This window comes from Candidatus Zixiibacteriota bacterium, assembly GCA_040752815.1.
Lineage (GTDB): Bacteria > Zixibacteria > MSB-5A5 > GN15 > FEB-12 > JAGGTI01.
In genome coordinates, this window is the sequence record JBFMGC010000008.1 from 69,946 (window position 1) to 83,150 (window position 13,205).

A 13,205-nucleotide genomic window follows, 5' to 3' on the forward strand; every position below is an offset into this window, starting at 1 on the left:
CTATGGCCGCGCCGCGTCTGGCGTCCTTGGCACACATCTGGTCGTAAGAAACGTGGATCTGTACCGTGACTGGCCGCTTTTGTGTGAACCGGTCGGTCAGAAGATTGTTGAAATAAACTATAGACTTCTGATATTCAAACCGATATACTTGAATATCAGAATTGGTTTCCGTCGTGACACTTGTCAAGGTTTTGTGTAGTTTTTCCAACAGATCTCTGTACAAGCTGAATCTCGGGACCGACGCGCAATAGTGCGCAAGAACGAGTTTATCAGGCCGAAACTGCATCCCCACGGACGAGATTTCTGCTTGGATAAACAAAACCGGAGTGTAGAATGAATATCTACGTAGGCAACCTGTCGTTTGACACGACAGAAGACCAGTTGCGCCAGGCTTTCGCCGGTTTCGGCGAAGTCTCCAGCGTCAACATCATCACGGACAAGTACACCGGCGAGCCGAGAGGCTTTGCGTTCGTGGAAATGTCCGGCAAGGCCGAGGCCATAGCCGCGATCAGCGGCCTCAATGGCCAGGAGCTGAACGGGCGCGCGCTCAACGTGAACGAGGCCCGTCCTCGCACCGAAGGCGCCGGCGGCCGTGGTGGTGGTGGTAACCGTGGCGGCGGCCGCGGCGGCGGTTATCGCGATCGGAGATACTAACCCGACAGGCGGGAGTTCAGACTCCTGTCACTGCGCGTAGCGCAAACACAAAAGAGGTCGGGCGGTTTGCCCGGCCTCTCTCTTTTTTGTGTCATCTGCAATTCACGCTCTTAGACGGCCCAGCCTCACGCAGATCAGACCCACACTGAACGATTGCGGATCTCCGGTGTGCATCATGTATGTGAAGCCGATTCGCTTCCAATAGAGATCAAACTGCAGAGCCGGTCCCCAGGCATGGCCGGAGTAATCCCAAGCGGTCGCGCGGGGGTAGCCGCCATGATACCACATCCTGCCTATGCCCAGACGGATCGCGAACAACGATGACTTTCGCAACGTGAAATCCCATCCCCCCATGAGCGCTAATTCGGTGACACTCTCCTGGTAGGTGCTGAAAACCGGCGTGAGTGCGTTCAGCCCTACCAGACGAAACGACACACTCGGCCCTTGCGTACGGTAGCTATAGGTGCCTCCGGCCGCGATTCCGCCTTCCGACGACTGAGTCCATAGCGATGACGATCCGGCCCCGACACCGATAGTCGCGTTGACGGTGCCGGCGGCCGATATCTCCGGCCGGAGCACATATACCAACAGGCTCGCTAAAGCGACTATGTTTGTAACGTTTGGTTTCACGGCAATCGATCCTGATCTGGTGGCAACTATCGCACAGCCTCAGCGAGTGCAATAAGTGTGCCAACTGATCCGGGTTGACCCGCTGGCAGTTAGTCGAGTATGTATAAGGAGGTTACCGAGTGAGCGGTTTCCCGCCTCGCGAACCTTTGGTGGTTAGTCAGTAACCAATTGGATATAGTGGTGGAGGGAGCGGCTTACACAAAGATCGTGATCAGCACCGCCAGCCAGAGCAGGATGGTGCCGATTATTGCCGATGCCCGCGCACCGCCGACAATGAATGCGAAAGCTGTGTACAGAAGCCCGATTCCGAGACGGGCCGTAATCTTGGCAATCGGGCGAAAGCTGATAGCGTCGGCAATCAGCAGCAGTCCGGCCAGAAGAGCGGCGAGGTATATCAGCCAGTAGTACGGTTCGGATTTAGCGGAAGCACCTGAGCTCATGTGGTCAGTTCCATTCCGTGTTCGCTTTGTAACTGTCGCGCACTGCCGGTGACGCCGGACCCACGGCAGAGCTGTCGGGTACGGGGGCATATGGTCCCTGTGGGTGGCAGACGTCCTCGTCTGCCCCTCCGGTTACGGCTCCTGAGAGGCCGGGCAGACCGGGAGGTCTGCCGCGCACGTTAAAGTGCCGGTCGGTGCACGTCATGTTATTTGTTCCGGTGCGCATATTCATCCAGAAAGGCGTCGATTCCCCTGGTTATGGCCTCGGCGACTTTGTTCCGATAACGCTCTGTCTTGAGCTCTGCCTCGTGCTCAGGAATCATCATAAAAGCACACTCCACCAACACTGCCGGATACTGAGTGGGGCGGTTGACGGCCAGGTTACCGTGGTAGAGTCCGAAATCAGGCATCTCAGTCGCCCGCAGTAATTCTCTCTGAATGGCCCGCGCCAGCCTTGCCGAGTGTGGGTGATAATAGTAGGTGGAGACGCCATGATTGTTAAACGGATGCACTCCGTCCGGGAGGGCATTGTTGTGAATCGAAACGAACAGGTCCGCATCGGCGTTTTTGGCGATGACAGGGCGATCATTCAAGCTGACGTGGCTCATGTCATAGCGGGTCATTACGACAGACGCGCCGTGGCGTTGCAGCTCACGTCGCAACGCCAGGGCGATCCGGAGATTCGCCTCGGCTTCGGTAAGCCCGGTCGGGCCCACGGCGCCGGGATCCGACGCATGCCCAGGATCTACCACGATGATCTTGCCCTTGAGACGATCCACATGCTCGGGGGGGCGATTGATGCGCAGGCAAAAGGTGTTGCCGCGATAATACGTGTCGTATCCCCATACATCGCGAGTGAGCGTCAATTTCAACTCGTACAGATCGGTTTCAGGCTGCGACCATACCGCCAGCTCGACCATGGGGTCGGAGAAATCGTAGCGAATCCAGTCGGTGTTGCTGGTGACGCCGAACAACTGCAGGCGGAGGGTGCGCGCGTTATCTTCGTAGACACGGAAGGGATGTTTGCCGCTCAGGCCGACCTCCAGAAGCACATGGTCATCATGGCCATAAGTGCGAACCGTGGTCGGCATTGACCGAGGTGGCAGGACACCCCGGGGCAACGGCGTCACGAGGTTGCGATCGATCCATGCATACTGGGATTTGGAGAATTTCGCCCGGTACCAATCTCCCTCTCGACCTACCACGAGGGCCTCGACACCGGCAGGTTGAAATATCGTGAAGTACCCCAGGCGCGGGCCGTGGCGCAGGGTTTGAATCGAGTCGAGAAATCTCACCGTGAACGGATACTCCGGATGATTGAGGCTGATTCGGTAGCCTGATTCTCTGCTCAGGCTATCTGGCATGGCCGCCAGTTTGACCATGCGGTCATCGAAAGCCGAGTCGGGTACTCCACCGCTCCGAGGGTGGATATATTTCTTCGGCGGTGTCGCCAGATGGTAGATGATTCGCTTATCAACAACCGAAACAGATTCGGGGACAACGTACACACCGGAGTAGATGCCCTCAATCATGAGGGAATCAGGGACGGCGCCATCGCCGAACACCGCTTCCCCCCAGTACGGCTGCTGCCGAGGGTCGGTTTCATTCATGGGGACCGAGTCGACTACACCCGGAATCGAGAACAAGGCCGGCATGCGGGGCGAACCCTGGAACATCACGTGCAGGAGATCACCCGCCGAGAGCACTAGATCTCCAGACGGCGGGTTGTAGTCGCCGACTATCGCAAGGGTATCGTCGGGGAGAGAGCGACGAGGCGTCGGTACTACCACCTTGACCGAGTCTTCCGCCAGCAACTGTTGTCGCTGAAGGGTGTCATCGGCCAGCGGCAATTCTCGGGGGCGTAAAGCTCGTATGCGGAAGATGAACTCCCCGGGTGCGAGCGGCAAAAAAGCAAGGAAGCCACCGTCGCGGTGAACCTCAACAGACTGATCGTTTATCGTGAGAGTATCGTTGTCGCGATCAAAGCCGCCGGTGATCGATCCAAAGATGAAGGAGGAGTCGACAGCGGCAATTGTCTGGCCCGGTTTTGGATAGACGATTCGGATTGCCGTCTCAGCCGATACACCGGCGCCGGTCAGTACGACTGCGGCGAGCGTGAGTGCTCGCAACTGGTTTGGCATCGACAAATGACACTTCCTGTCATTCACGAATGTATTTCTCGACCACGTCGCGCTTGAGCGACGGGCCGCCGATAATTTCCCGGTCCACGCGGATTGATTCGCGGTTGTAGATAATACCCTGGGCGATATCCGCCTCCAAAAGCTGGGGCGAGTCGAGATCATGATAGTCTGCCAGCGATGACATATACACCGACTGGGCTATGCCGATCGAGGATTCAACCATACAGCCAAGCATGATCTTCTTTTTGTCCTGGCGAGCCTGGCGGGCGATCCGAGTGGCCTCGACAATCCCGCCGCTCTTTTCCATTTTGATGTTGATCCCATCGCAATGTGGCGCGAGGCGGCGGTAATCCTCAAGAGTGTTCAGCCCCTCGTCGACAATTAGTTCAACCTCCTGATGTTTTCCTTTCAAGTGGGGCCAGTCGGCAATATACTCGGTGGCGGTGGGCTGCTCGATAACGTGAATGCCGCTCTCGGCCAGGTGATGGATCATCTCCTCGGCCTGCTCGGGCGTCCAACCGCCATTGGCGTCGACACGGATCTCCTTTCCCCTAAGGTCTTTCAAAGCCAGTACCAGTTCAGCGTCATGCTCTCCGCCCATTTTGACCTTTACGATGGGCAGGTCGCACGCGTTGACCTCCTCGATGACCTGCTTTGGGTCGGCGATACTGATCGTAATAGAGTTTCTGATACCGACCGGCGCTCCCAGCGACACGATTTCCCAGGGATAGCGGCTGCTCTCGCCGGACAGGTAGTTGAGCACCATGCCGGTCAGTGCCGAACGCACCGTGGGATGGACGTCGAACTGACTGATTTCCTGAAGAGCCTCGAGGCTCAGTTTTTCGCGCTGAGCCAGCCTGGCTACTCCCTGACGGAGATCGGCCTGCATCCGTTGGACACTGGGACCGTATTTGACAGACGCCGCGGCCTCGCCCGAATAGCGATTATTCAAAATTGTGATGAGATTGGTTTTCTCGCCTGCCTCTCCACCGGCGATGGCGAATTTCTTTTTCAAGGGCAATGATACTTTGAATGTTTCGATCCGGATCACAAAATCCTCCTGGCTGCAGCAAAATCTCTGTCGAGATCCGGACGGTAATCGTCCGAGCCCGGTGTAAGCGAATTGACACGCACGCCCGACCCGCCTACCGACGAATGCACAATATGGTTTCGGCCCATGGCAAATCCGACATGGCGCTTGAAAAACAGCAAATCGCCGGTTCTCACCTGCTCGCGGTCTACCGGCCTGCCAATCTTTATCTGGTCCTTAGTGTCCCTCGGCACGTATACCCCGAATCTGCCCAGCACGGTGCGCACCAGACCGGAGCAGTCAAAACCGACGGTCGTGATGCCGCCCCACAAATAGGGTACGCCGACAAAACGCCGGGCCTCAGCTACTACGGCTGTTCCTAAAGGCGGGCGCACGCTGTTATTATCGACCAAAGCGAGTCCGCTGCGACGGCATTTGAACTCAGTACCGTCAGGGCGACGGCAGGCGGCAAGACCGCGGGCTGCCGACCGCACCATTATCCTTGTCCCATAAAAGAGCAGATAGGGCGCCGCCGATGGTCGTCCCGCTTCCGCCATGACTTTCACTCGATCTCTCACTACCACATGCCGCGCTTCTGTATTGTACAGTCTGCTCGCGCTTCGGCTAATCGGTCGCAAGAACCTCTGATCCACCCAACCGGTGTATTCATCTGTTTGGAAGACCTTCACGTAGCCGTTCTTTACCGGGCCCAGCCGCACTATTTCGCCAAAAAGGAGCTGGCTGGCGCGCTCGCTGTTGTACCTCGGCTCGGCCCAGAGATCGGTCAGGTTGGTAGTCACGAAGGCGAACTTCACAGACATATCGTATGATCGCGCTTCTTCCCGATCAATAAAAAACCGGACGCGGCGCCCGGTTTCGAGTATTATCGGGCAACCCAGCCTACTTTTTTACAACCGACAGCACCTCGCCGATCTTTTCAAGCGCTGTCTGAATATTCTCGACTGAATTGGCGTAGGAGAAACGGGCGTACCCTTCACCGTACTTCCCAAACGCCGACCCCGCGAGACAGGCTACTCCGGCTTGCTCCAACAGAAGGTCAGCGAACTGCCGCGAGTTGAGCCCGGTGCCGCTGATATTGGGGAAAACGTAGAAGGCCCCTTCCGGCTTTAGGCAGGAAATACCCTCGATCTTGTTCAGTCCGGCGACTATGACATCGCGGCGGCGGCGAAACTCGGCTACCATCTTGTCGATCTCATCCTGTGGACCGGTGAGCGCTTCGATCATGGCGTGTTGGGTGAAAGTAGCGGTCGACGAAAAAGCGTTGATCGCCAGCGTAAAGAGATAGTCGGCGAGCTGCCTCGGCATACAGGCGAAACCAAGCCGCCAGCCGGTCATGGCGTACGTCTTGGAGAGCCCGTCGATGGCTATCGTGCGCTCCAGCGCCCCGGGGATCGTGGCGACAGACTTGAATTCGGTGTCATAGACGATGCGCGAGTAGATTTCGTCTGACAGAATCCAGAGGTCATGTTTCCGGGCAATAGCGTAGATTGCTTCGAGGTCTTCCCAGGTAAGCTGTCCGCCGGTCGGGTTCTCCGGCGAGTTCAGAATGATCATCCGGGTCCGCGGGGTGATCAGGCCCTCAAGGTCACTCACCAGAAAGCGGAAATCATTTTCCTCGCGCAGCTTGATCGGCACTGGGGTCGCCCCCAGAAACCGGGTGACTGAACGGTAGGTGGGGTACCCCGGATTGGGGACAATAATCTCATCACCGGGATTGATCAGCGCCACCATGGCGCAGTAGATCAGCGGCTTGCAGCCGGGCATGATGATCGCGTTTTCGGCGGTCCATTTGACGTTGCGCGTCCGTGACATATAGTCGGCCACTACCTCCCTGGCTTCCGGCACGCCGCCAGATGGTGCATAATGGGTCTGGCCGTTGAGGATGGCCCGGTAGGCGGCCTCGGTGATGTTGCGGGGAGTATCGAAATCCGGTTCGCCAATCTGCAGGTGGATGACCTTCCGCCCCTGCCGTTCCATTTGTCTGGCTTTGGCCAGGACGACAAATGCGCCTTCGGATTCGAGTCGAATTATGCTGTCGGAAAAGTGCATGCGTTCAGCCCTTATCGCGAAATCAAACTCCAAGCATTACTTTAACTTGCGCTGCTATGTGCTCGGCAGTCAAGCCGAGTTTCCTGATTAACTGCCAGGGGCGGCCGGATTGCCCGAACCGGTCCGGCACGCCGATCATGGCGAACTTGAGCGACTTGCCGCGAAGCCTGACCCGCTGCGCGATAACCCCAGCCACCCGGTTGCCCAAGCCACCGACCTGGTGTTCCTCGGCGGTCACAACTCCCCCGGTTTCCTCGGCGGCGCGGCGGATCGCCTGTTCATCCAGCGGCTTCACGGTGTGAAGATGCAACACGCGGGTCTCAAGATCAAGATCGGTTCTGAGTATCCAGGCTGCGCGCATCGCCTCAGTGGTTTCGGGTCCGCAGGATATTATAGTGATATCCTCTCCCTCGCTCCGGTACTCGCTTGCCGGGTGACACTCAAACGCCCGGGCGAAATGGTCCGCTTCGTGGCGGAAGCGAAAGATCAGCCCCTCACCAAAACGAAACGGCGTGCTTTCGTCGGTTATAATCGGCGTAGCCTCCCGGGCGAAACGGAGATACTTTGGGCCGACTACATCCAAAAGCAGGGCGCGGGTCATTTTCTCGGTCTCGACGATATCGCAGGGTACCCCCATGTGCATGTTAGGCAGACCGGTAATCTGGAACATCGCCTCCAATTCTTGATGAGTGGCGCCATCAGGACCCACTGAAATCCCTCCATGCGCGCCAACGATCAAAACGTTTAGGTTGGCGTAACAAACCGATATCCGGAGCTGATCGAGATTTCGCGCCGAAGCAAACACTCCGTAGGTGCCGAACACCGGTATCTTCCCCTCCCGGGCAAGGCCTGCGACTATTCCGGTGGCGTTTTGTTCGGCGATCCCCGCCGAAATGAATCTCGGCTTTCTCTCGGGATGGTTCTTATAGAAATCCGATATGCAGATCGAGTCCGAGATGTCCGCCCCGATACAAACGATGCGGGGATCATCGCCGAACTTGTCGAGCGCCTGTCCGAATCCGGCCCGGGTCGGTTTCATTTCGACGCGCATATTCTCGCCGGCGTTCCACCAATAGTTGCGCGAAAATCGGGGCTGGGCATCAGTCAACCTGACTTCTACCTGTTTTTCGCTTTCGACGGCATAGGCAAGCAGGTCATCGACATTGAACTTGTCGGTCGCGCCCAGTTCCGCGAGGGCCAATTCCAGTTCCTTTCGGTTAGGCGGCTTGCCGTGCCAGCCGACCTCGTTTTCCATGAACGAAACACCCCGCCCTTTGTTCGTATGGCATATTACAGCTATCGGTTTGCCGGCCAATGCCTGGCAGCGGGCGCCCTCCAGATTTTCAACCAGATCGGCGATATCGTGACCATCGGCATTGAGCACATTCCACCCGAACGCCCGATACTTGTCGGCCAGCGGTTCGATGTTCATGACCTCTACAATAGGGCCGTCGATCTGTAGCCGGTTACAATCGATGACTGCAATCAGGTTCCCCAACTGGTGGTGTGCGGCGGACATGGCCGCCTCCCAGATAGACCCCTCCTGCTGCTCGCCGTCGGAGCAAATCACAAACACCCGATAGTCCCTGTCGTTCAATCTGGCGGCCAGGGCAGAGCCAACCCCCAGCGAAAGTCCCTGCCCCAGCGAGCCGGTGGTAAACTCGACACCGGGCAGGTCAAGCCTGTGCGGATGGCCCTGGAAGGGAGAATCCAATTGCCGGAGCCGTACGACTTCCTTTTCCGGATAGTACCCGCTTACTGCCAGTGCCGTGTAGAGCGCCGGCGCTTTGTGTCCGGCTGACCATACAATTCGATCCCGATCCGGCCACTCCGGGTGCCTAGGGTCGTGGCGCGCAATACGCAAATAGAGCGCCGCCGCTATGTCCATGACACCGAGTGTGCCTCCGGAGTGGCCGGAACCGGCGGCGCAAAGGGCAATCAGGTTGAGTCCGCGCATGTAACTCGCGCGCTCACGAAGTTCGTTTACAGAAAGCTCGCGGACAACCCGTCCCGTGGCTGAGTCTACCAGTGGCACCGACGTGATTCCTGATTTGGCGGTTGCAGGTCCATGCAAACCGGAATTTGACGCCTGTGAGAACTACTGTCAATTGCTATGACGCATCAGCTGGGCGTGGAGCCGTTGGATCTTTCGGGCGAGATCATCCGTTGTGGTATTGTTCCTGATCACTCTGTCAGCCCGCCGTATGAACTCGCGCCGGGGTAATTGCATTTTCTCCCGGGCCAGTGCGTCGGGGCGGCTCATCCCCCGCGCAACAAGTCTCGACAAGCGGGATTCACGTGATGCCTCGACGACCAATACGAAATCGATCAGTCGCCCCAGCCGCCACTGCAGCAACAGGGCGGCGTCAATTACGACTATCTCATGATAATTCCGAGCGTTGCGCACCTGGCGGCGAAGCTCTTTGAGGAGGTGAGGGTGAACGACTTCGTTCAGTTTATCACGTGACCGCTTGTCAGCAAAGGCCAATGCAGCCAACTGCTTCCGGCGAATCCTGCCGGCACCATCGACGATATCAGATCCGAATGCCCGCATTAGTGACCTGCGCAGGGCGGCTGACTTATCCACGACATCCCGCCCAATCCGGTCGGCGTCGATGACCGCCGCGCCCAGACGCGCGAATTCCCGCGCGGCGGTGGTCTTCCCTGCGCCGATTAGTCCGGTCAGGCCAACAATCATAGGCTGTGGAGTCAAAGTCCTATTCTGACAACAAATTCCGCGATGGCAGGATTGTACTCGCCCTCCGGCTCCGGGGAGTATGGCCCGACGATGAATTCGTGCGGAGACGGTGGCAACAGCACGACATGGTCCCTCGGCACCGAGATGTGATTTAACACCTGGGCAAGGCTGAAATCAAGGGCCACGTCCGTCGTTACCCCTACCGAGATCCCGACTGCGAACCTCAGCCCCGGCCGGAAACCAGAGAATTCGCGACCGGTGTTTGTGCCCCAATGTATGGGCAGCCAGAAACCGGTTTCCAGGTACGGGATGACCACTCTCACTCGGGCATTGATGTGCAGGCCGAGATCGAATGCGACTGTGTGGAAGGAGGCAGATTTCCCGAGTCTGGTCACACTGTTGTGCGCGACACCGGCACGAAGAGCGACTATGGGATGAAAGAAGTAGTACACGCGCCCCGCCACCGATGGCACATAGGTGTACCTGTCGAGGTCATCGACCCGGAAGTCGATACCGATACCGATTTGCAAGGGCGGTTCCCGGCGTGATCCCCTGCCGCTTGTACCGAACTCATCGGTGCTTTGTGCCGCAACCGAGCCGGCGAGCATTCCCATAAACAGACCGGTCACGAAGATGCTTGTTTTCTGAAATGCCATTTTGATAACCCCGATTATTTGGCCTCCAGCCAGTTCTGGCCGGTCCCGACATCGGCAACCAGCGGCACCTTCAGTTTAGCCGCATTCTCCATCTCGGTCTTCACCAGTTGGCTGACATCTTCAAGCTCCGACTTATGGACGTCGAACACCAGCTCATCGTGCACCTGTAAAACCATGCGCGAGTGCATTGGCTGCAGCCGGCGATCGATATCGATCATGGCCACTTTAATAATATCCGCAGCGGTACCCTGGATAGGCGTGTTAATCGCGGTCCGCTCCGCAAACTGGCGCACGTTGAAGTTCTTGTCGTTGATTTCCGGCAGATAACGTCGACGGTTGTACAACGTGGTGACGTATCCGTTCTCGCGCGCGAATGCGATAGTCGCATCCATGTACTTTTTGATCCCGGGATAACGGGCAAAGTACGTGTCTATGAACTGCTTTGACTCCTCGACATTCATGTCTGTTTGCTGCGACAAGCCATAGGCCGAAACGCCGTAGATTACCGCGAAATTCGCGGTTTTGGCGACCCGGCGCATTGCCGGCGTGACGGCGCTCATGTTCACGCCGTATACCTCGGCCGCGGTGCGGGCGTGGATGTCCTCGGCGTTGTTAAACGCCTGGATTAATCCTGGATCGTCGGTGTAGTGCGCTAAAATGCGAAGTTCGATCTGGCTGTAGTCGGCCGCAAGCAGCGTGTGATCGGAGTCCCGAGGAATGAACGCCTTGCGAATTTCGCGACCTTCCTCGGTGCGGATCGGTATGTTCTGAAGGTTCGGATCGGTCGAGGACAGTCGCCCGGTGGCGGCAATAGTCTGGTTGAACGAGGTGTGCACCCGACCGGTGCGGGGGATGACCAGCCGGGGCAGCGCGTCCACATAGGTGCTCTTCAACTTGGCCAACTGGCGATAGTTGACAATCAGCCTCGGGAACTCATGCATCGTGGCGAGCTCCTCCAGCACGCGGGCATCTGTCGAGAAACCGGTTTTCTTTGCGGTCTTGCCCCTTGTCGGCAGACCGAGCTTCTCAAACATGATATGACCCAACTGATGGGTCGAGTTGATATTGAACTGGCCGCCGGCGATTTTGTATATCTGCCGCTCGAGTTCATTCAGGCCGCCGTCCATTTGCTCGCTCAAATCCGCCAGGAAGGCGCTGTCTATTCGGATTCCGGCCTCTTCCATGTTGGCGAGCACTTTGATTAGCGGCAGCTCGATGTCGTAATAGAGACTGTCGAGCTGCAGGCGCTTCAACTCCGGTTCCAGGACGCCCAGCAGGCGATAGGTGAAATCGACATCCGCGCCAGAGTAAGCAGTCGCCTTGTCGACCGGAACCACGTCGAAAGTCTTCTGGCTCTTGCCGCTGCCGATCAGCTCCGTGATCGACTGCATCTGGTAATCGAAATGGCGCAGCGCCTGAGCATCGAGCGAGTGCTGCCGCGCCGTTGGATTAATGACATACGAGGCAAGCATCGTATCGAAGGACACCGGCGAAATCTCGACTCCGTAACGCCTAAGCACGTGCAGGTCGTACTTGATATTCTGGCCCACCTTGCGCACTTGCGGGTTTTCCAGCAGCGGTTTGAGCAGGGCGAGCGCTTCTTCGAACGGCAGGTTGCGCTGCGACTCAGTCGAATGACCGAGAGGAATATAGTAACCGGTGTTCCCGCGGTCAGTCAGGGACACGCCGACAAGTTCCGCCTCCAGCGGATCGAGCGAGGTTGTCTCGGTATCGACCGCGATGGTCCCAGCCTTGCTGAACGCCGCTACCAGCTTTTTCAGATCGGCGACCGAAGCAACCGTGTGGTAAAACGCCTTCGTGGCGCCGCCTCGCTCGGCGGAATCTTCGTCAGCCTTGTCTGGCATTACCTGCTTAAGCAGCGTGGCGAACTCCAATTCGAGAAACAGCGCCTTAACATTAGGCAGGTCCGGTGCGCGACGGCGCAGAGCTTCCAGATCGAATGTGATGGGCACGTCGGTGTGGATTGTCACCAACTCTTTGGACAGTCGCGCCAGGTCGGCATTGGCCGATACTTTTTGCTGCACTCCCGCCGGCTTGATTTTCGCGAGATTGTCGAGAACACCGTCAAGCGAACCGAATTCTTCGAGCAGCTTATCCGCCGTTTTGGGGCCGATCCCCGGAACTCCGGGCACGTTGTCCGAGCTATCCCCCATAAGCGCCAGCTTGTCGATCACCATCTCGGGATAGACTCCGAATTTCTCTTTCACCTCCTCACGCCCCATCCGCTCCGGCGCTTCCGAGGCTTTGCGCGGGCTGTAGATCTTGATCCGCTCGTTCACCAGTTGGAAGAAGTCTTTGTCGCCGGTCACGCACCAGACTTCGCACCCCTGCTTTGCCGCCCGCACAGCGAAAGTGCCGATAACGTCGTCTGCCTCGTATCCCTCGAGTTCGAACGCCGGGATATTAAGCGCTTCGACCACCTGCTGAATCCGAGGCAACTGCTGCACCAGCTCGTCGGGCATTTTCGCCCGCGTGGATTTGTATTGGGGATACTTATCATGCCTGAAAGTCGGCTTGGGAGTGTCAAAGACGATTCCGAGGTATTCCGGATTCTCCTCGCGGATGATCTTTAGAAGCGAATTGACCAGCCCGTATGACGCCGATGTATTCTCCCCTTTCGAGTTGATCAGCGGGTTCCGAATGAAAGCAAAGTACGATCGATAGAACATGGCGGAACCATCGATCAGATACACCCGGGTCTTTGATTCGCGGCTCATAGGTACAACTTCCACTGTTCAATATACGAGGCTACCGCCGCGGGCACCAAAGTCGCCAACTGACTATGTGACATTCCCTGCTTTATAAGTGATCTGATGGCGCTGGACGAAAGGTCTACAAGCGGGGTATTCACGATCTGGATACAGT

11 protein-coding genes are annotated in these 13,205 nt (G+C 57.4%); 1 reads left to right on the top strand and 10 read right to left on the bottom strand.

Annotation, left to right across the window (positions count from 1 at the left end; translation table 11 throughout):
• Nucleotides 1-333 precede the first annotated feature (333 nt).
• Nucleotides 334-654: an RNA-binding protein gene (locus tag AB1772_03780; GenBank protein MEW5795460.1), complete on the top strand. Its 321-nt coding sequence runs from the start codon at nt 334-336 to the stop codon at nt 652-654.
• 102 nt (nt 655-756) lie between these two features.
• Here the strand turns inward: AB1772_03780 and AB1772_03785 are convergent, their stop codons facing one another.
• The 10 genes from AB1772_03785 to polA all read right to left on the bottom strand — a co-directional run bounded on the left by AB1772_03785 (nt 757) and on the right by polA (nt 13,057).
• Nucleotides 757-1,284 (bottom strand): hypothetical protein, encoded by a 528-nt coding sequence (locus tag AB1772_03785; GenBank protein MEW5795461.1) that lies wholly within the window; start codon nt 1,282-1,284, stop codon nt 757-759.
• A 194-nt stretch (nt 1,285-1,478) separates the two neighbouring features.
• The gene (locus AB1772_03790; GenBank protein MEW5795462.1) at nt 1,479-1,724 is read right to left on the bottom strand and encodes a hypothetical protein; all 246 of its coding nucleotides are present in this window, start codon (nt 1,722-1,724) and stop codon (nt 1,479-1,481) included.
• A 206-nt stretch (nt 1,725-1,930) separates the two neighbouring features.
• On the bottom strand, nt 1,931-3,865 hold the full coding sequence (locus tag AB1772_03795) for an N-acetylmuramoyl-L-alanine amidase (protein ID MEW5795463.1): 1,935 nt from the start codon (nt 3,863-3,865) through the stop codon (nt 1,931-1,933).
• A gap of 19 nt (nt 3,866-3,884) precedes the next feature.
• A complete protein-coding gene (locus AB1772_03800) occupies nt 3,885-4,916 on the bottom strand; it encodes an enolase C-terminal domain-like protein (protein MEW5795464.1) in 1,032 nt (343 codons plus the stop codon).
• Nucleotides 4,913-5,710, bottom strand: a complete 798-nt coding sequence (locus AB1772_03805) for an NlpC/P60 family protein (protein MEW5795465.1) — start codon at nt 5,708-5,710, stop codon at nt 4,913-4,915. Before AB1772_03805 ends, AB1772_03800 begins: the two co-directional genes overlap by 4 nt.
• Nucleotides 5,711-5,795: 85 nt before the next feature.
• Nucleotides 5,796-6,998, bottom strand: coding sequence for a pyridoxal phosphate-dependent aminotransferase (locus AB1772_03810; protein ID MEW5795466.1), 1,203 nt, complete (start codon nt 6,996-6,998; stop codon nt 5,796-5,798).
• Nucleotides 6,988-9,000, bottom strand: a complete 2,013-nt coding sequence (locus tag AB1772_03815; protein ID MEW5795467.1) for a transketolase — start codon at nt 8,998-9,000, stop codon at nt 6,988-6,990. Before AB1772_03815 ends, AB1772_03810 begins: the two co-directional genes overlap by 11 nt.
• A gap of 69 nt (nt 9,001-9,069) precedes the next feature.
• Nucleotides 9,070-9,663, bottom strand: a complete 594-nt coding sequence (coaE, locus tag AB1772_03820) for a dephospho-CoA kinase (protein ID MEW5795468.1) — start codon at nt 9,661-9,663, stop codon at nt 9,070-9,072.
• Between the two features lie 11 nt (nt 9,664-9,674).
• Complete coding sequence (locus AB1772_03825; GenBank protein ID MEW5795469.1) at nt 9,675-10,319, bottom strand: hypothetical protein; 645 nt, start codon at nt 10,317-10,319, stop codon at nt 9,675-9,677.
• Nucleotides 10,320-10,333: 14 nt separating this feature from the next.
• Entirely contained in the window at nt 10,334-13,057 is a 2,724-nt protein-coding gene (polA, locus tag AB1772_03830) for a DNA polymerase I (protein ID MEW5795470.1), read from the bottom strand.
• Nucleotides 13,058-13,205 lie beyond the last annotated feature (148 nt).